We start from the raw sequence: 23,524 nt of genomic DNA, 5'->3' as shown, positions 1-23,524 counted from the left end.
CTTCTTTAGAACCAAACAGTTTTATAAACTGCCATATCAACTATAAAAATATACATCAAAATGATTTTCAACTGGTTTAAAATATTTGTTTATCATTTAAGACAAAGCAAATTGTTTTCGTTCTTAAATGTTTTAGGATTAAGTATCGGAATTTCTGGTGTCATTTTCGCCATTTTATATTGGAACAATGAACACGCATACGATCAATGGAATCCTGAAAAAGAAAATGTCTATCAGGTACTTAATAAAATAGGCGCAACTGGAGACACTTGGACCACAAGTTCAATTCCTTTTGGACAAACTTGCAAAACTACAATTCCTGAGATTGAGCAAATTTGTTTCTTAAACGATTGGTACAGCGAAGCTGTAATCAAATATCAGAATAAGAAAGTAATTGATAAAAAGATAACCGTAACCGATAATAACTTTTTTGATTTTTATCCTTTCCCAATAATCAAAGGTGCCAAAAAAGACATTCTGAAAGAAAAAAACAGCGCGGCTATTTCGGAAGAACAGGCGAAACTGCTTTTTGGAGATGAAGATCCGATAGGAAAATCTATTACTTATGACGATAAGTCTTATACTGTAAAATCTGTTTATCGCATTGTAAAACCTTCATCTGTTGAACCTAATTATGTTTTTGGAGGGATTTTGCGTGAAAACGATCTTAATCAATGGGGGAATTTTAGTTATGGTTTGATGATTAAAACCAAAAAAGGTGTTGACGTTGCAACGGTTTTAAAGAAAATGCAAAACGTAAATTTTGTAAACAGAACTTTAAAAGATGCTAAAGCAAGCGGCCAAACTGTTGAGCAGTACATAAAAGAGAATGGCGAAGTCAAAGTTATACTTGACCAGCTGAAAACACGCTACTTGCATGGCACAAAATCTTCAGGTTCAGCATCTCCAGAAGGGAAAGGAAATTTGCAGCTTTTGTATATTATGGCAGGTTTATCTCTTTTAATTTTAGTTTTATCATTGGTAAATTACATTAATCTAGCGACTGCATCTGCTATAAAACGTGCTAAAGAAGTTGGTGTCCGCAAAATTGTGGGAGCTTCAAAAAACCAGATTGTTGCACAGTTTATATTCGAAACAGCAATAATTGTAACACTGGCGATTTTGTTTGCGCTGGCAATCGTAGAACTTTCTCTACCGTATTACAATACTTTTTTAAGAAAAACTTTGACTATGAATGGCAGTGAATTTTACCTGCAGCTCATTTTAATATTTGGATTAGTAATCATTCTTGCGGGTATTTTCCCTGCCATTTATATCTCAAATTTCGAAACCCTAAAAGTTTTAAAAGGTAATTTTTCTAGAAGTAAAAGCGGCATCTGGATTCGAAATTCGATGCTTATTTTTCAATTCGGAATTGCAGCATTTTTCATTATCGGTGCTTTAATTGTAAATTCTCAGGTTGATTACATGATGAATAAAGATCTTGGTTTTAGCGGTAATCAAGTAATTCGTATTCCGTTTAATTATCAGGATTACAGCAAAAAAGGTCAAAAATACGAAACCACAAAACAAGAAATTCTTAAAATGCCTGGCGTTCAAGAAGTCTCTACTTTTGCAGGAACTTTTGGAAACAGTACGAATTCTAGTTCTGGTTTTACTCATAATGGCATTTTTGTACAGCCAAGAAATGTCGAAATGGATTTTGGCTTTTTGGAAATGATGAAAATTAAAATTGTAGAAGGCCGTAATTTATCGCCAAAATTTGCTTCAGATACTATAGACAACTGGCTAATAAATGAAACCTTAGCAAAAGAATTAATGCTTAAAAACCCTATAAATAGCGTTATCACTTCGGGATGGGGCACCGAAAAAGGAACTTTAAAATTTAAGATTGTAGGTGTTGTAAAAGATTTCCATATTACAGGTTTACAAAATAAGGTGCCGCCAATGGTTTTTATCAACATGAAAACTCTAAAATGGAATAATTTTCAAAATGTTTATGTAAAAGTTTCTCCAAATAATTTGAGTGAAACATTATCAAAATTAAAAACATATTGGGAAGCTAATATTAACCCTGACTATCCGTTTGATTATGAATTCGTTAATAAAGGATTCGCGAAAACTTATGAAGAACAAGTAAAACAAAAAAACCTCTTTTTTATCTTAAATTTAGTAGTAATCATCATTGCGATCTTCGGATTGTTTGCTTTGGCATCATTTTCGATGGAGAGAAGATTGAAAGAAATCGCTATTAGAAAAACTTTAGGAGCAGAAACAGATGCTCTTTTAAAAGAATTGTCAAAACAATATATTGTTTTTTGTCTAATAGGATTTGGAATCGGAATTGTTCCTGCCTATGTTTTATTGCAAAAATGGCTTGAAGATTTTGCTTTTAGAATCGGAATATCAACTGTTCCTTTTGGCATTGCACTGATTTCTCTTTTGTTTTTAACTTTATTAATTGTTTTAACAAAAGCTTTCCAAGTAACTAAAATAGATGTTTTAAAATATTTAAAATACGAATAAGCTTGTAGACCCATTTTTTTTAGAACCCGGCAGATTCCCAAGAAATCTGCCGGGTTTTTATTTCAATTACTTCATACTTACCGAATCAGAGTAAAGCAGTTTGTCTAAATTTTCATCTCTGCTGTACACATCTGGGAAAAAATTTATTTCGCCATCATCCTGAACCCAAGCTGTAAAATATCCAATATAAACTGGAATTTTATTTTTAAGCATGCAGGTTGTTTCTTTTTCACCGCTCATTGCTTTATCAATTTTATCTACCGGCCAGTCTGGATCATCTTTTAAAATTGCCAATGCTAATGCTTTTGCTTCTTTTACATTAATACAGCCGTGACTAAACGTACGATTTTCAAATTCGAACAAACTTTTTGCAGGTGTATCATGCATGTAAATATCATTCGGATTGGGAAACATAAATTTTACCAGTCCTAAAGAGTTTTTAGGTCCAGGTTTTTGTCTCACTTTCCCGCCATTCCATTCCATATTATGATCTGCCAAATAATTTTTATCATTCGCCATCTGGAGTTTTAATTCGTTTTGAATAATGCTGTTTGGAACATACCAGTAGGGACTAAATACGATTCGGTCCATAGTACCGCTAAAAATTACAGTTTCGCTCAATCTGTTACCAACGAAAATATCAGAGACGAGTTCGTATTTTCCATCTTTTACATAAAACATTCTAAATGACGGAATATTAACCATTACATATTCATTCGCTCTGGCCAATTTAGTCGGAATCCATCTGCATCTTTCCATATTCAGCATTATAGTTTTAATTCTTTTGCTGATCGGTTCATTCATTTGGTTGATATGATCTCTCGTTATAACGTAGTTTAATTTTAAATTGTACCGCTTTTTATAGTTCAGTATGCCGGCCATCAGCTCTTCATCATAAACATCACTTTTAGAATCCTGCTTTAAATCTCCCACAACAAATAAGCGATTTCTAATTTGCTGAATAGCAATACCCTTATCATCTGGTCTCAATTCCTTAAAGTTTACACTATCAATTGTTATCTTCTGCCAAAGATTATCAGTTTCTATTTTTCTGTATTTTTTTAAGGCATCTTTCAGCTTATAATATTGGCTAAACAATAAATAATCGTCTTCATTTAATCGATTTGTATCGACAATCAGCGAATCTAGAATTCTGGAATACGAAATAGTTTTAGCCGGTAAGTACCAGCCAATTTTCTTTAAAGTCGCAGGATCTACACCAGAGTAAACATTACTGGCATAAAAAATATACATACTTGTGAGGAGTAATTCTGTATCTATTTGCGGAGGGGTGATATTATCACTTTCATTAAATGCTTGATCGATTACTTCTTTATAAGGCATTTCATTATCTATGCCCTGGTCTTTAAGCACATTTACTTTTTGATACAGTAATGCCCCAAATTCGGTTATGCTTTTATCATCATACCAAATAGATTTGTATTGTTTGTTTTTGTAGATATCCTCTACATCTTTTTGATACTTTTTGAGCTTAGGATATTTTTTAAAAAAAGCATTTATAGATGCCGCATCTATAGTTATGATCGAAGCATATTTATAATTTACTGCAGCTTCTTTGCTTTTTTGGTCTGAAAATGGCTTAAATGAAAATGCAAAAAAGCTAATCGCAAGAACGATTGTTGAAAAAGTAAAATTTCGCATATTTTTAAAGTTTAGAATGATAGAATAACTTTTGCAAAAAATATCGAAAACCCAATAGACACTACTTAAAAAACTAGTTTTCACATACTTTTTTATTAACTGGAAATTATCGATTTGGGCAATCAAATATAGCGAAGATTTATGAGATTCTAATTTGAAAAAGCAGAATATTTATACAAAAATTACAATTTCGGCTTAATTTGAAAGCTGTAATAATTTTGATATTTGATCTTTTACTCTTATTTATTCAATACAAAAAAAGCTTTTAGAGGCTATTGAATAATTTTGAATAATCTCTCTATCAATAATTACAATTCAAAATCGCTTAATTCCGAACTTAATCTGTTATCTTTGCACCCTGAAATCAGTTTAAATAAACATAATATTTAAACCGACTTCAAACAATAGAAAAATAGCCCATTACAATGAAATTAGATAGAAAAGAAATTCTTAAGGCTTTAGAAACAATTACTATTGCTGGAGAAGGAAAAAATATGGTTGAAAGCGGCGCTGTAACCAATGTTATTACTCTTGGTGATGAAGCTGTGGTAGACTTAGTGCTGCACACTCCCGCGATGCACATTAAAAAAAGAGCTGAAGATGATATTAAAAAGACAATTCACGAGTTAATATCGCCTGATGCTAAAGTAAAAGTAAATATTAAAGTAGAATCTCCAGAGAAGCCTGAAATCAAAGGCCGTGCTATTCCTGGAATCAAAAATATCATTGCAGTTGCTTCTGGTAAAGGAGGAGTAGGAAAATCTACTGTAACTGCAAATCTTGCTGTTACACTTGCAAAAATGGGATTTAAGGTTGGTGTTCTCGATGCCGACATTTACGGTCCTTCGATGCCGATTATGTTCGACGTTGAAAACGAAAAACCAGTTTCTATTACCGTTGACGGAAAATCAAAAATGAAACCTATTGAAAGTTATGAAATCAAAATGCTTTCAATCGGATTTTTTACGGCTCCAAGTCAGGCTGTAATTTGGAGAGGTCCAATGGCAGCAAAAGCATTAAATCAAATGATTTTTGATGCAGACTGGGGAGAATTAGATTTTATGCTTCTTGATTTACCTCCAGGAACTGGAGACATTCACTTATCTATCATGCAGTCTTTACCAATTACTGGAGCTGTTGTAGTAAGTACTCCACAAGCTGTAGCTTTAGCAGATGCTAAAAAAGGAGTTGCAATGTTTATGCAGGATAATATTAATGTTCCTGTTTTGGGAATTATTGAAAATATGGCGTACTTTACACCAGAAGAATTACCTGACAATAAATATTACATCTTTGGACAAGAAGGTGCTAAAAACCTTGCTGCAGATTTAGATGTGCCATTTTTAGGAGAAGTTCCTATTGTACAATCTATTCGTGAAGCGGGAGATTACGGTCGCCCAGCAGCATTGCAGACAGCTTCTCCTATAGAAAAAGTATTTGAAGAAATTACACGTAACGTTGTACAGCAAACAGTAAACAGAAACGAAAGTTTACCAGCAACAGAAGCTATCAAGATTACAACTATGGCTGGCTGCTCAGCAGTAAAAAAGAATTAGATAATTTAGACAATGAGGCAATGAGATAATGATTTAAAGTAATTTAGGATAATTTTAAAATTATCTAATTAACACATTATCTCATTGGCACATTATTTAATTGACACATTAAATATTATGACAACAGAAGAATTAACAAATAATGTTTTATTGGCTTTAGATGAGATTAGGCCATTCTTGAAATCTGATGGAGGAGACATTTCATTAATTTCTATTGAAGACGATAAACATGTAAAAGTTCGCCTGGAAGGAGCTTGTATTAGCTGCAGCGTAAATCAAATGACGTTGAAAGCAGGTGTTGAAACAACGATAAAAAAATATGCACCACAAATAGAAACGGTGGTAAATATTATGTAATAAAAAATTCATTTTTTTTGAAAGTAAAGTTTTATAATTAACAAGAATAATAAGCCTTATTATGATTTGTTTAAAAAAATACTAAAAATACCTTCAAAAAGCAATGGTTTTTGCGACATTCACAAAAAACAACTCAAAGTTTTAAGAGTTTTAGTTAGAGATTTGTTACATTTTAATTTAAATTTGTAAACATAACCCTAAAATCTAAACTTATGAGAAAATACTACGCTCTTTTTATATTATTGTTTACAAGCGCTGTAAATTATGCTCAACAGAGTCAAACGCTTTTTGCCGACAAAGCATGGGTAAATGAATCTGAAGAATGGTCTGACTTTCAATATTCGGGACAGATTATTTTTTCGACCAAAGGAACAAATGAAGAAGGTACCTTGAGAATTGGCAATTATGATTTTTTATATGACCTTTGCGAAGGAAAAGCTAAATTTTCAAATAAAGCAACTTACAGCTCTGCCGAATTCGCACACCCAAGAAAACTTAGTGCACAGACAGACAAACAAGGAATATTAAATTCTACTTACGAGGGAACATTAATATTTCAATCAGATAAAGATTATTATTCTGTTATTTCAGTTGTCACGATATTAGAAAAAGGAGGCAATATTATTGGTGTAAAAATGCGCCTTAAAGACAGTAATCGAAAAGAATATGCTTTTAGCTTAAAAGAAAAAAGTTAAAATTAATAAGGAATTTGAACACGTTTTCAAATTCTACAATAAAATTCCAATAATTAAAAATGGATGTATTAATAAAGATTAAGGATCGAGAGGGAGTTATACACGAATTACAGGCTCCAACTGATATGGCAATGAATATAATGGAGTTATGCAAAGCATACGAACTTCCTGTTGAAGGAACCTGTGGCGGAATGGCCATGTGCGCTTCCTGCCAGTGTTATGTTCTTAATGATGTTGCATTACCAGAAATGGGAGATGAAGAAGAAGCCATGCTTTCGGAAGCATTTTATGTTAAATCTAATAGTCGTTTAGGCTGTCAGATTCCAATTACTACAGAATTAGAAGGGCTGGAATTAGAACTGGCTCCGGAATATTAAAAATAAGAAAAAGCGAGAATTTAAAAGTTTTCGCTTTTTTTATGAAATTTTTACAACAACAAAAGCATTAAGCTTTTCTGCTTCTTCGTAAAATCTTTTAAGTTCGTTGAATTCTTCTTTCAAATAAACAAATTTATCAGGATGTATTAGTTTATAAACTATATTCTGCATTTCTTCTAGATTATAATATTTAATAAGCTCATCAAATTCAACACATTTTAGAAGATTATAAATTTCGTTCACTTTTTCCTGATTTATATACTCAAATCTTAAAAATTGCGAATCATTTTCAATCATAATTCCTGAATAGAAAATCTCTGAGACCTTAATTTTGTTTTTATCCTTTAAATAATGTTTTAAGAGATAATTAATGGTATCGTAGCCTCGTGTCCGACTATAAAAGTTATAATTTTCAATATTTTGATTTGGATAAAAATGGACAACCTTAATCGAGTCCTCTATTAACTCTTCTAATCTATTTTCAGTATTTACATCTAAATTTCTCTGGATCATTTTTAAATGAAGCCTTAAAGTTTTAACATCTAAAATTTTATCAAAATCTATAGCATAAAACAAGTTTGATTTTGCTTTCTCAATAACAAAATCAGCTTTTCCTGGAATTGAAAAAAGATGTAAATCTAATCCCATCATTATGAGTTAAAAAAATGAATTTAAATTTTCTGTTTGATAAAATCAAGGTTTTATTTCCACTTCCAATCTAGTTCTGAAAGGAAATCGATTTGTTGTTTTTCAGTAATTGTTTTTAATTTATTTCTTAGATTTTCAACATTCTCAATTTTATCTTTAGGAATCATCAAGTTTCCAGATGCTTTAAAAGTAATAAAAAAATAATCTGCAATTTCAATTATATTCTCAAATGAAGAAAAATTCAATTCTGCTTTTCCAATATTCTCACTAGTAGTTTCAAATAAATCTTCTTTAAAAATTATACTTGACACAATACCAACTCTCTCTTTAAGATTTTCATTTACATATTTTTTAAAAAGTCTTTGATAATAATGTTTTAAATATATTGGAAAAATAAAAAAACAAACAATTCCAGCACTCGTAAAGTAACAAGCCTCAACTAAACATTTATTCAAATAAAACAAAAATCCTATTAGCAACAGTATTAGTGTCACAAATACTCTAGCTAATTTTTTTTGTTTTTTAATTAGTTTACTTTTTGATGCTAGATAGAGTTGTTGTTGTAAAAAGTCGTTTTCTGTTAGGGTAAAATTTATTTCCATATTTTTATAATAATGCTACATCCGTAATTTGATAGTTTTAGTTTCAAAACTTATACTTTCTGCAAAACAAATACTATAAACACCTTTGCAGTGACCCCTAAAGACATAATTATAATATTATAAGGTTTTATTTCGAAATATATTTGTCTTTTTATAACACTATTATGTCTTTTAAAGACCAAACAGTCCTTTCTTAAAAATTACTTTTGCGAAAAATTAGAGCAACAAAAATCTTCTTAAGCTCTTTTTAAATTATTTATAATTAACAACAATGACCAAAATGAAAGGAATTTTAAGCTTTATCGGCATTACATTATTGACAGTTACTTTATTCTCTTGCAACAAAAACGAATGGACACCAGAGAAAGAAGCCATCTTCAAAAAGGATATAAAACAGAATATACAAACCAAAGAAAAAAGTATCCTTTCAGATAAGCAGATCAATTATATCGCTGATTGCATTTTTGAGCAAATTAAGAGCAAAAATTTAAACCAAGATGATACTAGGAAACCTGAAAATGTAGAAATGATAAAAAAGATGGAAGCTGAGTGTGCTAAAAACTCGTTTATAAATACATTGACTAACGCTGATGTAGCCAAAGTTTGGAATCCAGAAATCAACAAATTATATAAGGCTACTTTAAAAAATATTTTTCTTGAAAACGGTTTAAAAAGCGAACAAGCATCAGTCATTGCTGATTGTACCGCTTATTATTTAATGATGCAAAATGTAAGTCTGGCAGATTTAAATGATCCTAATTATAAGGATGTCATTCTAAAAACCGGAACGTACTGCTCGGAACAATTACAAAAAACAACTAAAATGAACAACTAAAATGAACAAATTTCTAAATTACATTGGTATTGCCCTGATTGCTTTGACATTATTCTCTTGCAACAAAAATGAATGGACACCAGAAAAAGAAACCGAATTCAAAAAGGCATTCAAAGACAGTTTACAGAGCGCAGGAAAAGGTATATTCTCTGAAGATCAGATAATTTACGTTTCTGATTGTGTTCTTGAGAAAATGAAGAGTAAAAATTTAAAACCGAATGACGCGCAAACACCAGAAACTTCTCTAATTGTTATGAATATGGGAAAAGAATGTGCACAAGAATCATTCGTAAAACGCAAAACGCTATCCAAATCTGAAGTAAAAAATAGCTGGGATTCAAATACTGAAGAAAAATACAAAACAATTTTAAAAGATGGTTTTGTTCGTACTGGTCTAAGCAGCGAAAAAGCTTCTTTTATTGCAGATTGTGCCATTTCTAAATTGAAAGAACAAAATATAGGCCCTGCAGATTTACAAGATTCAAAAAATGGTGATTTGGTTCAAAAAATTGGTAAAGCTTGTGGTGAAGAATTAATGAGAAAGAAATAATTTTCAACTTTAATTAAAATCAGAAAAGCCGTAATTACAAGAATGTAATTACGGCTTTTTCTTTATAATATTTTTTATTAAACAAATTTAAATAGCTGACTACGATTCAATTAATCCTTTTATATCTTCTGCAACTTGTTCATAATCTCCAGTTTCATGATGCCACAGATAAATATGTTCACTTAATTTTTTATTGTTATCTAAAGAAATAAGAATTAAGTAATCACCACAGCCGTTTCCTGCAATAGCAATTGCATTTAACGGAAAATTATCCCATTCTCTAGCTTGTTTGGTTTCTAAAACAATATGATTGCAAGTTCTGCTTATTCTCTTCTTATCGCTCTTATCAAAAAACGGGTAAAGATTCCAATTATCGTTTTCGGTTATAGCTTCACCTCCATTTTCTGCTGTCATTTTTTCTTTGAATAAAGTAGGAAAGCTTACTCCTAATTCTTCTTCCGTTTCAATTATATATTTTAGATCGACTGGAAATGCCATAAAACTTAATTTAACTCTATTTACAAAAGTAATTTTTAAACACTAGATAACAAAAAAACAATCCTATAGAATTCAAAAAAGCCGTAATTACAATCTTGCAATTACGGCTTTTTCTTTATAACAATTTTCTTTAATCTCTCAGATTATACCAAACCTGCTTGAATTAAATATTCAGCGATTTGAATCGTGTTTGTTGCAGCGCCTTTTCTTAAGTTGTCAGCAACGATCCACATGTTTAATGTATTTGGCTGGCTTTCGTCACGACGAATTCTTCCAACAAAAACATCATTTTTACCTTCTGCGTATAATGGCATTGGGTAAGTAAAGGTATCTAAATTATCCTGAACCACTACTCCATCAGTATGATGAAGGATTTCGCGAACTTCATTTACATCAAAATCATTTGTAAACTCAACGTTTACCGCTTCGCTATGTCCACCTACAACTGGCACACGAACTGCAGTAGCTGTAACTCTAATCGTGTTATCACCAAGAATTTTTTGAGTTTCACGAACTAATTTCATTTCTTCTTTAGTGTATCCGTTTTCTTCAAAACTATCGCAGTGTGGAATCGCGTTTCTGTGAATTGGATATTTGTAAGCCATATCACCTTGAATTCCTGCGTACTCATTTTCTAATTGTTTTACCGCTTTTACACCAGTTCCAGTGATCGATTGGTAAGTAGAAACAATGATTCTTTTAATGTTGTATTTTTTGTGCAATGGAGCCAAAGCCAATACCATTTGAATAGTAGAGCAGTTTGGGTTTGCAATAATTTTATCTTCTTTTGTCAATACAGAAGCATTGATTTCTGGAACTACCAATTTTTTAGTAGGATCCATTCTCCAAGCAGATGAGTTGTCGATAACAGTTGTTCCTGCTGCAGCAAATTTAGGAGCCCATTCTAATGAAGTATCTCCACCTGCAGAAAAAACAGCAATATCCGCTTTCATATCGACAGCTGTTTGTAAGCCTACTACTTTATATTTTGTTCCTTTGTATTCAATTTCTTTTCCTACTGATCTTTCAGAAGCAACAGGAATTAATTCTGTAACTGGAAAATTTCTTTCCGCTAAAACTTTAAGCATTACTTCGCCAACCATTCCGGTAGCACCTACAACTGCAATTCTCATTTTTATATTTTTAAATAATTCAATAATCAAATTTTATAGGACAAAAATAAGTATAATAAAAGTCTAAACAAGGTGATTCACAAAAAATAACAAAATGTTACAAAATAAACATTTTGTAAAAAAACCGCCTCTTTAGAAGGCGGTTAAGTTAGACTTAGTGTAGCGGTATTATATCTTATTGTTTGTTTTTCAACAAATCTCTAATTTGAGTAAGTAATTCTTCCTGAGTTGGTGCTGCAGGTTGATTTGGAGCTGGTTCTTCTTTCTTTTTAAGACTGTTTAATCCTTTAATTATCAGAAATAAAACAAAAGCCACAATAATAAAGTTAATTACTGCCGAAAGAAACAAACCATACTTAACGCCACCAAAAGCTGTTAAATCTTCTATTTTTGACAAATGAGCTGCATCTAAAGCAGGTTTTAATACCAAAGGAGTAATTACATCTTCGATAAATGAACTTACAATTTTACCAAAAGCCGCTCCAATAATTACTGCAACAGCAAGATCAACTACGTTGCCTTTCATTGCAAATGCCTTAAATTCTGAAAAAAATCCCATATCTAACGTGTTTGTGTTTATAATAAGTAAATATCGAAAATACGGAATTTTATTGAAAGTTTTTAAGATTATCGGAAAAATACCCGTTTTACGCGCTGCGAAATACTCGTCATAATCTCGTACGGAATTGTTTTTAAAGCTGCTGCCATTTCAATAACGGTTGGGCTTTCGCCGAAAATAATTACAGAATCGCCTTCTTTGCAATCTATTTCGGTTACGTTTACCATCAGCATATCCATACAGATACTTCCAACAATTGGTGCTTTTTGATTTTTTATGACAACAAAACCAACTTCATTTCCCCACAATCTGGCAATTCCGTCCGCATAACCAATTGGAATTGTAGCAATTTTAGTTTCTTTTTCGGCCATAAAACGGCGTCCGTACCCCACGCTGTCTCCAGCGGGAATAGTTCGAACCTGTGAAATAATCGATTTTAAGGTTCCAACATTTTCCAAATATTTTTGTTCTAATGGATCGTTGGAAACTCCATACAAACCAATTCCTAAACGTACCATATTGTATTGCGCATTCGGGAAATTACTAATTCCAGAAGTGTTTAAAATATGACGAATCGGATTGATATTTAATTCGCTTATTAATTTTGACGACAGTCTATCAAATAAGTTGATTTGTTGGTTTACAAATGCATAATGTTTTGGTTCATCGCTTGTTGCCAAATGCGATAGAACACTTTGAACACGAACTGTTGAATTTCCTTTTAAAGTAGCGATCAATTCGTCGATCGTATTGTCTTCAAAACCTAAACGATGCATTCCAGTATCAATTTTAATATGAATCGGAAAATCTTTTAGATTCTTTTCGCGGGCAATTTTCAAAAAGGCATTCAGCCCTTTTATGCTGTAAATTTCAGGTTCTAACTGATATTGTATAATAGATGGAAAACTTGTCGATTCTGGATTTAAAACCATAATAGGCAGTTTGATACCACCGTTTTTCAACAAAATCCCTTCATCGGCGAAAGCCACACCTAAATAATCTACTTTATGATGTTCTAATAATTTAGCGATTTCCAAACCTCCGTTTCCATAACCAAAAGCCTTAACCATTACCATCATTTTCACATTTGGTGCCAGTTTCGATTTGTAGTAATTAAAGTTATGACTGATTGCATCGAGATTAATTTCAAGAACTGTTTCGTGTGTTTTCTCTTCAAGCATTGAAACAATTTCTTCAAAATGAAACGACCTTGCTCCTTTTATTAAAATGGTTTCATTGGCAAAATTTAAACTTTCAATGGCCTCGATAAAGTCATTTTTAGTTGGAAAAATAGTAATGTTTGAAAATTTAGAGGCGAAAGCGCTAATCGTTTCTCCAATTCCAATTATACGGTTTATTTTATTAGAAGCAATTAAGTCAGCAACTTTTGAGTATAGTTCTTCATTGGAAAATCCGCTTTGAAAAATATCCGACAAAATAACTGTTTTAGCAGCATTCTTTTTTTGGCTTTCCAAGAAATCTAAAGCGATTTTTAACGATTGAAAATCGGAGCTGTAACTATCATCTATTATACTGCAATTGTTAATTCCATTCTTAACTTCAAGGCGCATTCGAACGGGATAAAGCATCTGGATTCGATTTTGAATCGCTGCCTGATCATAGTTGAAATGCAATAAAACCAATAAACAAGAAATACTGTTTTCTACAGAAGCCGAATCACTGAACGGAATTTCTAAATCAAAAATTTCATTTTGATATTGATATTGAATTTGGGTGTGATCGTTTTTACTTTCTTTTTTCAGAATAAAAACATCAGCCCTTTTATCCGTAAAACTCCATGAAAAAAGTTTTCGAGGATGAAGCATATATTCGGCTGCAAATTGTGTCAAACAAGAATCTACAACTTCATTTTTTTGATAAATAATAACTGGGCAGTCTTTAAATAAAAGCAATTTCTCATCAATCTTCTGCACTAAATTTAAAAAGCCTTCATCGTGTGCGCTTCCAATATTTGTGAGCACGCCAATTGTAGGTTTAATGATTTTTTCGAGATTAACCATTTCGTTAACCGTAGAAATTCCAGCTTCAAAAATTCCGAGATTGTGTTTTTCGTTAATGGCAATTACCGAAAGCGGCACGCCAACCTGCGAATTGTAACTTTTTGGACTTCTGATAATATTGCATTCTGGGCTTAGTAAAAAGTTAAGCCATTCTTTTACTATCGTTTTTCCGTTACTTCCCGTTAATCCAATAACTGGAAAATGAAAAAGATTTCTATAATATGCAGCAAATTTCTGCAATGCTTCCAGCGTATTTTCAACAACCAAAAAATTAGCTTTTCCAGAATAATTATCGGGAATATATTGCACAACAAAGTTCTGCACTCCTTTTTCTATTAAATCGGGAATAAATAAATGAGCATCATTGTTTATGCCGGCCAAGGCAAAAAATAATGTCTGAGGTCCGTTTTGGAGTGAACGGCTGTCAATCGAAATATGATCTATAGAAATAGACTCATCAGAGCCAACCCATTTGGCATTAAGAACTGAAACTAGGCTTTTTAAATTTAGGCTCATTTAGGAAAATCTTTTTTTCAAAATTAAGATATTAAAGATAGAAAAGAGTTGTGATTTTCTTAAAAAATAAAGCGTTTTAGCTTCGCTATTTATATTTCTGTATATTTGTTTATTACCACAAATTTGAGCGTTTTGAAAAAGTTACTTCCTATTTTCTCCTATATATTACACCCCATTTTTATATCGTTGTATGCAACATTGTTTTATTTATTCTATAAAGGAGACATTTTTAGCACACAGGAAAAATATTTTGTTTTAATCCAGATTTTGGTGATTAATGTGGTTGTTCCTGTTTTATTTTATTTATTGCTGCGATCCACTGGACATGTAAAATCGATCATGCTGAGCCAGACTTCAGAACGCACCATTCCGTTAATTTTACAGTGCTTTTTGTATATTTTACTGGTAAAACGAAGTATAGTTATTATTCGTTATCCTGAACTTCATTTCTTTTTTCTGGGAGCCTTGTTTAGTACAATTTTGGCTTTAGTAAGTACACTATTTAAAGTAAAGGCAAGTTTACATATGGTTGCTATTTGTGGTTTTGCCATTTTTGTAATTGGCTTAAACATTCACCTGCAAATGCATAATCCATATTGGCCGGCTTTGCTTATTTTATTATCTGGAGTTGTGGCTTCATCCCGTTTAGAGATGAATGCACATACTTCAAGAGAAATATTAATTGGATTATTTATTGGAATTATGCCCCAGCTTTTATTTTTATACCTGTGGTTATAAAATATAAAAGATCAATCCAGCATTTAAAGTTTTCAAATTGATTTTTTCGCCAGCCCCAGTAGTGGCAGAATTAAACAACGGATTTAAACCGTAGTAAATATATATGTTCCATGTATTATATCCCGCGGCAAGATAAGGTCCGTATTGAAATTTGTTGATATCGGGATTATTATTGATTTTATAGGTTTTCTCTCCATCATCCAAAATTGATGCACTCGAAAAAACATAACTCAATTTCACCCCGCCATAAATACGCCAGAACTTAGTGCTTTCATAAGTTGAATTTCTCCATCTAAATTCTATCGGAAGATCTACAGAATATTGTTTATAACGATTTGAAACAAATTCTCCGTAATCATTTACCCCATAAGCAATTGCACCTGATCCATCTTGAAAAATGGTTAGATTTTGATAATAATTTTGATAGCTTAATCCTAAACCGGCAGCAATTGATACTGTTCTTGATTTGTTAACCGGCATATCGCGCAGAAAACCTCCAGAAAGTCCCAAAGAAAATTTATTCTGTTTAAACTTATCAGGAATATCAGTAAACATGTTATAGGTAACCGAAAAGAAAAACTGATCTTCTCGATATAAAGAATCAATTTTGATTACTGGTTTTACTTCAGGTTTAACTTCTTCCTGTGCAAAAGAGTTAAAAAAAGTGAGTAAAAACAAGCAGCTAAAAATAATTCGCATATCGTGGTTTGGTTTTAAAGAGGTTTTAAAAATAAACGCTCTTCTGCGTCTATTTATTTCATATACAAATATAACATATTGCTTTTTCTAGTAACGATAAGAAATATAAATATTCTCTTTTTGTTGGAGATTAAAATTAATTGCTGCGTTTTTTGCAATAAATCAATAGGGATAAGCAAAAAATAAATGAATTTTCTTTTTATCTTTTATACCTTTGCTGGAAATGAAGAAAAAACAGCTCATATTAAGTTTATCTTTTGCTGTAACAATATTGTTCTCGATATTGTTTCAGTCGATACACAGTTATGAGCATATTGCAAAACAGCTTTTAGAAAAGCAGTGTCATCATAATTATAATGATCCCAGCGGCGAAATAACGCACCAGCATCATAATTATGAAGTTTGTTTTGTTTGTAATTTTGCGTTTGAATCATTTGTGGTTCCGCAAGATTTCTCTTTTCAGTTTTATTATTTCAACAGCGATATTCCTTATTTCTTTCCGCTGTCAGAAAAGATTTTTTCTGTTTCCCCAAGTGCCTATTTATTGCGCGGACCTCCTTTTGCTGTAGTTTCTTAAATTTTTCGGTTTCTAAAAAAATTACATTTTCTTTTTATTTTAAATTGAAACTGCGTTGAGTTTCCTAATCCTAACTTATTTTTAATTAGGATCAGAATGCTTTGCTGCTTCTTTTGGTTTTCATTCAAAAAGGAAAAATCAATTTAACTATAGCATCATTTTCAAATGAAAAAAATTATAATTGCCCTTATTTTAGGGTTCTCGAGCATTCTTACTGCTCAAAATTCGGTTTCAGGTATTGTAACCGATGCTCAAAATCAGCCATTACCAGGAGTTTCAGTTTACGCACCTGAATTACATAAAGGAACAACAACAGATGTGAACGGAAAATACGAATTAAAAAATCTTCCAAACGGGAGTCTTCGCATTGCTTTTTCTTATGTTGGATATGCTAATCAGAATCAAACTATTGCGAAATTAGTAAAGGAAAACACCCTTGATATTATTCTTTTAGAATCTGTTTTAGAAATGGATGAAGTGGTTGTTTCTACGCCTTTTAATAAATTGCAATCGCAAAACGTAATGAAAATTGAGCACGAAAGCATCAAAACATTACAGCAAAAAGGTACCTCAACCTTAATTGAAGGTTTAGCAACAATTCCTGGAGTTTCTCAGATTTCGACTGGAACTTCTATCGGAAAACCCGTAATTCGCGGACTTAGCGGTAATCGTGTTTTAGTATATTCTCAAGGCGTTCGTATCGAAAATCAGCAGTTTGGAGACGAACATGGTTTAGGTTTAAATGATGCCGGAATCGAAAGTGTCGAGGTTATAAAAGGACCAGCTTCCTTATTATATGGTTCTGATGCTTTGGGAGGTGTTTTATATTTTAACCCTGAAAAATTTGCTGATGCTGGAGATTTTAAAGCTAATTTCAGTCAAAAGTATTTCACTAATACGCAAGGAAGTAATTCTTCTATCGGATTAAAAACTTCGACAGATAATTGGAAATTCTTAGCTCGTGGAAGTTACAACACACATTCTGATTATAAAATTGCCGATGGCGATCGCGTAACCAATTCACGCTACAATGAAACTGATTTTAAAACTGGAATTGGATACAGCAATTCAAGCTTTTCAAGTGTTTTAAGATACAATTACAACAAACTAGATATCGGAATTCCAGAAGATGGAATTGCAGAACAATCTTCAAGCAAAGACACTCAATTTCCGAGACAAGGAATTTTTAATCATTTATTGAGTTTGAATAATGTTATCTTTTTTGAAAACTCAAAATTAGACGTTGACTTAGGTTATATCGCAAATGATAGAAGCGAATTTGAAGACAGTAACGAGGCTTCTCTTCATATGAAATTGAATACTTTCAACTATAATGCAAAATATCATTTACCTAAATTCGGAAAAATCGAAACTATTTTTGGAGTTCAGGGAATGCATCAAACCAATAAAAATTCTGGTGAAGAATATTTAATTCCAGATGCTACAACAAATGATTTTGGCGTTTTTGGAACTGCGAATTACGAATGGGACAATAGTGTTATTCAAGCCGGATTGCGTTTTGATAACAGAAATATTACTTCAATTGCTCACGGAACTGAAGGCGAAGAAGGCTATTTTCAAGCTTTAGATAGATCGTTTGACAGTTTTAATGCTTCTTTGGGATATAAAACAAAACTGGCGGAACCGTTGACGCTTCGTTTAAATTTGGCAACTGGTTTTAGAGCACCAAACTTAGCCGAATTAACTTCAAACGGTGTTCACGAAGGAACAAATCGTTATGAAATTGGAAATGCTAATTTGATAAACAGAACAAAACGTTCAGACTGATTTGAACTTAGAATACAAAAACACACATTTCGAATTCTTCGTTAACGGATTTTACAATCACGTAAACAATTATATTTATACCTCTCCAACTGGAGACGTTTTAGATGATAATGATGTTTTTGCTTATGTTCAAGATAATGCAAAATTGTTTGGAGGCGAAGTTGGTTTACACTTTCATCCGCATCCTTTAGATTGGTTACATTTTGAAACTAGTTTTGAAACTGTAACAGGTAAAAAAGACAATGATGATTATCTGCCTTTAATTCCTGCTAACAATTGGAACAACACGCTTAGAACTGAATTTAATATCAAAGATTGGTTAAGCGAAGGTTTTGCTTCATTAAATGTTTCGTCTACTTTCAGCCAAGATAATGTAAGCGGATTTGAAACTGCTTCTAAAGGTTATACTTTAGTAAATTTAGGTTTTGGAGGAACTGTAAAACTAGGAAAAACAGCATTTGACATTAACTTAAACGGAAACAATTTATTTGATAAAAAATATATTGCACACCTTTCTAGATTAAAAACAGACGGAATTCCGAACATTGGAAGAAATATCGTTCTGGGAGTTAATTTTAATTTGTAACATTTTTAAACCATATAAGTCATATAAGTAAAATTAAGCAAAGCGTTTAAGTGAATTTATATGTCTTATATGGTTTAATTTTTTCATTCAATTTTCACAACAAAAAGTGCTATTTTTGTTACAACAGATAAAAACTAACTATGAAAAAAACATTTTTATTAATGACACTTACAACCGCAGGAATTTCATTCGGGCAGCTAAAATACCCTGAAACAAAAAAAGGAGAAACTGTTGATGTATATTTTGATACCAAAGTAAGCGATCCGTACCGCTGGCTTGAAGACGACAAATCTGCAGAAACTGGAGCTTGGGTAAAAGCAGAAAATGAAGTTACTTATGGATATTTAGATAAAATTCCGTTTCGTGAAGAACTTAAAAAACGAATGGAAAAACTATGGAACTATGAAAAAATAGGTGCTCCTTTTAAAGAAGGAAAGTTTACTTATTATTCTAAAAATAATGGCCTTCAAAATCAATCTGTTGTTTATAGAAAAGATGCAAATGGAAAAGAAGAAGTTTTCTTAGATCCGAATACATTTTCTAAAGACGGAACAACTTCTCTTGGAGGTTTAGATTTCTCTAAAGACGGAAACAAAGCCGCTTATTCTATTTCTGAAGGAGGAAGCGACTGGAGAAAAGTAATTATAATTGATGCTCTTTCTAAAAAAGTTTTAGAAGATACTTTGGTTGATGTAAAATTCAGCGGGGTTTCTTGGCACGGAAATGAAGGTTTCTACTATTCTAGTTATGACAAACCTAAAGGAAGTGAATTATCTGCCAAAACAGATCAGCATAAATTGTATTTTCATAAACTGGGAACTTCTCAAAAAGAGGATAAAGTAATTTTTGGTGCAGATCAAAAAAGAAGATATGTAAGCGGTTACGTTACCGAAGATGATCATTTTTTAATTATTTCTGCAGCCAATTCTACTTATGGAAATGAATTGTACATCAAAGATTTGACGAAACCTAATAGTCCAATTGTTACGATTGTAGACAATTTCAATAGTTCAAGCTCAATTATTGAAAATGAGGGAACTAAGTTATTTATAGAAACTGACTTAAATGCCCCAAACGTACGCGTAGTTACTGTAGATGCTGCAAATCCGAAGGTGGAAAACTGGAAAGATTTTATCAAAGAAACTGAAAATGTTTTATCTCCTTCAACTGGAGCAGGATACTTCTTTGCTAATTATACAAAAGATGCTGTTTCGTTTGTACAGCAATATGATTACAACGGAAAATTGGTTCGCGAAATCAAACTTCCTGCTGTTGGAACTGCAGGCGGATTTGGCGGCAAAAAAGAAGAAAAGATTTTGTACTACAGCTTTACAAATTACACAACTCCAGGAAGTATTTATTCTTTTGAACCAAAATCTGGTAAATCAGAAGTATATCAAAAACCAAAAGTTGATTTTAAAAGTGAAGATTACGAGTCTAAACAAGTATTCTACAATTCAAAAGACGGTACAAAAGTTCCAATGATTATTACTTATAAAAAAGGAACAAAATTAGACGGTAAAAACCCAACTATCCTTTACGGTTACGGTGGATTCAATATTAGTTTAACTCCAAGTTTCAGTATTGCAAATGCTGTTTGGATGGAAAACGGAGGTATTTATGCAGTTGCCAATTTAAGAGGCGGCGGCGAGTACGGTAAAAAATGGCATGATGCAGGAACAAAATTGCAAAAACAAAATGTATTTGATGATTTTATTGCTGCGGCAGAATACTTAATTGCTCAAAAATATACTTCATCAGATTATCTAGCTATTCGCGGAGGATCGAACGGAGGTTTATTAGTTGGAGCAACTATGACGCAGCGTCCTGATTTAATGAAAGTGGCTTTACCAGCGGTTGGGGTTATGGATATGCTTCGTTACAATGCTTTTACAGCTGGTGCAGGATGGGCTTTTGATTATGGAACTGCTCAAGACAACAAAGAAATGTTTGAATACTTAAAAGGATATTCTCCTGTTCATAATGTTAAAAAAGGAACTCATTATCCTGCAACAATGGTTACTACAGGTGATCATGATGATCGTGTGGTTCCAGCGCATAGTTTCAAATTTGCTTCTGAATTACAGGAAAAACAGACAGGAGAAAATCCAGTCTTAATTAGAATTGATGTTAAAGCTGGTCACGGTGCAGGAAAATCTGTTGCTGCTTCGATACAAGAAAATGTAGACATTCAAGCTTTCACACTTTACAATATGGGTTTTAAAGCTTTACCGAAAAAGTAAAACTTTAAACTGGACTTTTTTAAGCCACGAATTCACGAATATATTTTGTGAATTTGTGGCTTTCTTTTTTGCCACATATAAAAGGATTAAAATGATTTATTCGCGTGCTTTTAATTTAATCTGTGAAAATCCTTTTATCTGTGGCAAAAATTCAAAAAATAAATTCGTGGCAATTCGCGTAATTCGTGGCAAACCTTTTTTAAATTTGAGAAACTAAAAAACCAAACGATGAAAATTATAAAATGGGGAATTATAGGCTGTGGAAATGTAACCGAAGTAAAAAGCGGACCAGCTTTTCAGAAGGCTCCAAACTCTGCTTTAGTTGCTGTAATGCGAAGAGATGCCGCACTTGCTGAAGATTATGCAAAACGCCATAATGTTCCGAAATGGTACTCAAACGCCGCAGATTTAATAAACGATCCAGAAGTCGATGCTGTTTATATCGCAACTCCTCCCTCATCTCATAAAGAATATACTATTTTATGTGCCAAAGCCGGAAAACCAGTTTATGTTGAAAAACCAATGGCGCTGACTTTTGAAGAATGTAATGAAATGATCAGCGTTTGCAAAGAACATAATGTTCCGTTGTTTGTTGCTTATTATAGAAGAGCTTTACCGCGTTTCTTAAAAATAAAAGAAATTATCGACCAAGGAAAATTAGGAACAATAAGACATGTAAACTGTGTTTTATATCATCCTTTTGAACAGCGCTATGATGATGAAATCAATCTTCCGTGGACTGTTCTGCCTCACATTTCCGGGGGTGGAATTTTTGTTGATTTAGCGTGTCATACTCTAGATTTTCTAGATTTCGCCTTAGGTCCGATAAAATCAGTTCGCGGTCATGCAACTTCTCAATTACAAGCTTATCCTGCTGAAGATGCTGTTTCGATGTCGTTTTTATTCGAAAACGGAATTCACGGATCTGGTCTATGGAATTTTGCCAGTTTTGAACGTTATGATAATACTGAAATTGTGGGTGATAAAGGAAAAATTTCTTTCTCAACTTTTGGCAATGATCCTTTGCATATTCAATATGCAGATGGAGAAAAAGAAAGTATTACGATAGAAAATCCATTACATATTCAACAGCCATTTATAGAAACTGTTATTGCTGAACTATTAGGAGATGGCGCTTCTCCATCAAAAGGAATTTCTGGTTCAAGAACGACTTGGGTTATTGATGAAGTTTTGAAAGAGTTTAGGAACACAAAATCCTAATTTGTCACTCTGAGCGAAGTCGAAGAGCGAGTACTTTTTATAATTTTCTCATCCTAACAAAGGAATACTCTGCGATCAAAAATGCCAATCTTTGTAGAATCTCTTTGGTGGATTCGATTCCGCTCAGCCTGACAAATCAAACGAAAATAAATAGAAGAAAATTCTAGAAATAAAAAGAGGATATTCGTTATGAATATCCTCTTTTTGTAAGCTATAAAAAGCTATAAAATTATAGGCTGTATTTGATCCCTAATGTTAATCCTAATCCAGAAATTCCAACATAAGAACTTAATTCGTCCATTGGTTTATCCTTATTAACTCCATTTGGATTTGTTAAAGCATTGTTTGAATTTACATCTAAACCATCTCTGTAATTAGTATGGATTTGAGCTGTAGTTCTAGAAGCTAAAGCATCATTTCCATTTACAGTAAAATCAGTTGTTTCTTTTGTTTTACCATGAACTGTAAAGTTACGGTATTCTAATTCTGCAAAAGCTGAAAGATGCGAAGTAAGTTTATAAGTTGTACCTACAGCAGCTGTAAATCCGATAGTTGGATTTGGTTTTACTTTGTCAACACTATGAACATTTCCAAAAACTGGAGCACCAGTACCTGGATTAACTCCAACTGGAGCAACAGCATCAGTTTTGATTTCTAAATCTCCGTGAATTGGAACTAAAACTCCAACTTTAGTATAAGGCTCAAATCCTTTAGATTCTCCTAAAAACATAACAATTGCAGGAGCTACATCAAATGCTGTAATTTGACCAACTGATTTAAAGTTGTAAATTCCTGTAGTTGCAGATGTAGGGATATATGGCTGATCTGAAGTAGTCTGTGCCATAGTTTTATCATTACTAGTATAGTAATTAACTCCTAATTCAACTCCTATACGTGTTGAAAAACGGTAACCTGCAGTTATACCAGTTCTAAAACCTTGTCCAAAAGAACCTGTAATACTTTTTTCAGAAACCAATTTTCCTCCTACATAAGTTCTATCTAATGCAGCATTTCCTCCAACAGTTGGAAATTCAGTTGAAGCAGTTTGGTTGAAATAAGATCCCCCCAATTTAAAATACCAGCTTTCTGGTTTATCTGCTTTTTCTGTTTGCGCCATTGTGGCCATAGAGCAAACTAATAATCCTAATAAAAATAGGTTCTTTTTCATAATTCTGA

Annotated in this window: 20 protein-coding genes and 1 pseudogene; 12 read left to right on the top strand and 9 right to left on the bottom strand. The window is 32.3% G+C overall.

Translation table 11 applies throughout. The features are described from left to right. Window positions 1–60 precede the first annotated feature (60 nt). Window positions 61–2,487, top strand: coding sequence for an ABC transporter permease (locus tag QE431_RS00955; RefSeq protein WP_307291734.1), 2,427 nt, complete (start codon window positions 61–63; stop codon window positions 2,485–2,487). A gap of 66 nt (window positions 2,488–2,553) precedes the next feature. On the opposite strand, the gene QE431_RS00950 is transcribed toward QE431_RS00955, so the two are convergent. Beyond that, a complete protein-coding gene (locus QE431_RS00950) occupies window positions 2,554–4,149 on the bottom strand; it encodes a L,D-transpeptidase family protein (RefSeq protein WP_307291732.1) in 1,596 nt (531 codons plus the stop codon). A 425-nt stretch (window positions 4,150–4,574) separates the two neighbouring features. Between QE431_RS00950 and QE431_RS00945 the strand changes: the two genes are divergently transcribed. From QE431_RS00945 to QE431_RS00930, 4 genes are all read left to right on the top strand, one after another. After that, window positions 4,575–5,705 carry an Mrp/NBP35 family ATP-binding protein gene (locus QE431_RS00945; RefSeq protein ID WP_307291730.1) on the top strand — a complete coding sequence of 377 codons (1,131 nt, stop codon included), beginning with the start codon at window positions 4,575–4,577 and terminating at the stop codon, window positions 5,703–5,705. Window positions 5,706–5,822: 117 nt separating this feature from the next. Then, window positions 5,823–6,062: a NifU family protein gene (locus QE431_RS00940; RefSeq protein ID WP_057116000.1), complete on the top strand. Its 240-nt coding sequence runs from the start codon at window positions 5,823–5,825 to the stop codon at window positions 6,060–6,062. A gap of 212 nt (window positions 6,063–6,274) precedes the next feature. After that, window positions 6,275–6,757, top strand: a complete 483-nt coding sequence (locus QE431_RS00935; protein ID WP_057115869.1) for a hypothetical protein — start codon at window positions 6,275–6,277, stop codon at window positions 6,755–6,757. 59 nt (window positions 6,758–6,816) lie between these two features. Beyond that, the gene (locus QE431_RS00930; RefSeq protein ID WP_026982672.1) at window positions 6,817–7,134 is read left to right on the top strand and encodes a 2Fe-2S iron-sulfur cluster-binding protein; all 318 of its coding nucleotides are present in this window, start codon (window positions 6,817–6,819) and stop codon (window positions 7,132–7,134) included. A 39-nt stretch (window positions 7,135–7,173) separates the two neighbouring features. Here the strand turns inward: QE431_RS00930 and QE431_RS00925 are convergent, their stop codons facing one another. Continuing rightward, window positions 7,174–7,782 carry a DUF1877 family protein gene (locus QE431_RS00925; RefSeq protein ID WP_307291713.1) on the bottom strand — a complete coding sequence of 203 codons (609 nt, stop codon included), beginning with the start codon at window positions 7,780–7,782 and terminating at the stop codon, window positions 7,174–7,176. Between the two features lie 53 nt (window positions 7,783–7,835). Beyond that, a complete protein-coding gene (locus tag QE431_RS00920; RefSeq protein WP_134139051.1) occupies window positions 7,836–8,384 on the bottom strand; it encodes a YcxB family protein in 549 nt (182 codons plus the stop codon). A 280-nt stretch (window positions 8,385–8,664) separates the two neighbouring features. On the opposite strand from QE431_RS00920, the gene QE431_RS00915 reads away from it, so the two are divergent. Continuing rightward, window positions 8,665–9,219 (top strand): hypothetical protein, encoded by a 555-nt coding sequence (locus tag QE431_RS00915; protein ID WP_128414934.1) that lies wholly within the window; start codon window positions 8,665–8,667, stop codon window positions 9,217–9,219. A 1-nt stretch (window position 9,220) separates the two neighbouring features. After that, on the top strand, window positions 9,221–9,769 hold the full coding sequence (locus tag QE431_RS00910) for a hypothetical protein (RefSeq protein WP_057115860.1): 549 nt from the start codon (window positions 9,221–9,223) through the stop codon (window positions 9,767–9,769). A 99-nt stretch (window positions 9,770–9,868) separates the two neighbouring features. Here QE431_RS00910 and QE431_RS00905 read toward each other — a convergent pair whose 3' ends face one another. The 4 genes from QE431_RS00905 to QE431_RS00890 form a co-directional block, all read right to left on the bottom strand. Further along, the gene (locus tag QE431_RS00905) at window positions 9,869–10,267 is read right to left on the bottom strand and encodes an SMI1/KNR4 family protein (protein WP_057115859.1); all 399 of its coding nucleotides are present in this window, start codon (window positions 10,265–10,267) and stop codon (window positions 9,869–9,871) included. Window positions 10,268–10,410: 143 nt separating this feature from the next. Next, window positions 10,411–11,400 (bottom strand): aspartate-semialdehyde dehydrogenase, encoded by a 990-nt coding sequence (locus QE431_RS00900; protein WP_057115858.1) that lies wholly within the window; start codon window positions 11,398–11,400, stop codon window positions 10,411–10,413. Between the two features lie 175 nt (window positions 11,401–11,575). Further along, entirely contained in the window at window positions 11,576–11,959 is a 384-nt protein-coding gene (gene mscL / locus QE431_RS00895) for a large conductance mechanosensitive channel protein MscL (protein ID WP_057115857.1), read from the bottom strand. A 68-nt stretch (window positions 11,960–12,027) separates the two neighbouring features. After that, on the bottom strand, window positions 12,028–14,496 hold the full coding sequence (locus QE431_RS00890; RefSeq protein ID WP_307291705.1) for a bifunctional UDP-N-acetylmuramoyl-tripeptide:D-alanyl-D-alanine ligase/alanine racemase: 2,469 nt from the start codon (window positions 14,494–14,496) through the stop codon (window positions 12,028–12,030). Window positions 14,497–14,628: 132 nt separating this feature from the next. Between QE431_RS00890 and QE431_RS00885 the strand changes: the two genes are divergently transcribed. Further along, on the top strand, window positions 14,629–15,234 hold the full coding sequence (locus QE431_RS00885) for a hypothetical protein (RefSeq protein WP_057115999.1): 606 nt from the start codon (window positions 14,629–14,631) through the stop codon (window positions 15,232–15,234). Here QE431_RS00885 and QE431_RS00880 read toward each other — a convergent pair. Then, window positions 15,229–15,933, bottom strand: coding sequence for a porin family protein (locus QE431_RS00880; RefSeq protein WP_307291702.1), 705 nt, complete (start codon window positions 15,931–15,933; stop codon window positions 15,229–15,231). The two genes, QE431_RS00885 and QE431_RS00880, sit on opposite strands and share 6 nt — an antisense overlap. Window positions 15,934–16,156: 223 nt before the next feature. Here QE431_RS00880 and QE431_RS00875 point away from each other — a divergent pair, with 223 nt between their 5' ends. From QE431_RS00875 to QE431_RS00860, 4 genes and pseudogenes are all read left to right on the top strand, one after another. Then, window positions 16,157–16,510, top strand: a complete 354-nt coding sequence (locus QE431_RS00875; protein WP_307291700.1) for a hypothetical protein — start codon at window positions 16,157–16,159, stop codon at window positions 16,508–16,510. Between the two features lie 165 nt (window positions 16,511–16,675). Beyond that, window positions 16,676–18,884 (top strand): annotated as a pseudogene (locus QE431_RS00870) (TonB-dependent receptor domain-containing protein). 140 nt (window positions 18,885–19,024) lie between these two features. Continuing rightward, window positions 19,025–21,127, top strand: a complete 2,103-nt coding sequence (locus QE431_RS00865; RefSeq protein WP_307291698.1) for a prolyl oligopeptidase family protein — start codon at window positions 19,025–19,027, stop codon at window positions 21,125–21,127. A 228-nt stretch (window positions 21,128–21,355) separates the two neighbouring features. After that, window positions 21,356–22,348, top strand: coding sequence for a Gfo/Idh/MocA family protein (locus QE431_RS00860; RefSeq protein ID WP_307291696.1), 993 nt, complete (start codon window positions 21,356–21,358; stop codon window positions 22,346–22,348). A 229-nt stretch (window positions 22,349–22,577) separates the two neighbouring features. Here the strand turns inward: QE431_RS00860 and QE431_RS00855 are convergent, their stop codons facing one another. Continuing rightward, window positions 22,578–23,516, bottom strand: coding sequence for an outer membrane beta-barrel protein (locus QE431_RS00855; protein ID WP_307291694.1), 939 nt, complete (start codon window positions 23,514–23,516; stop codon window positions 22,578–22,580). Window positions 23,517–23,524 lie beyond the last annotated feature (8 nt).

It is taken from the genome of Flavobacterium sp. SORGH_AS_0622, assembly GCF_030818825.1.
GTDB lineage: Bacteria > Bacteroidota > Bacteroidia > Flavobacteriales > Flavobacteriaceae > Flavobacterium.
This window is presented reverse-complemented; position numbering and strand designations above follow the sequence as displayed.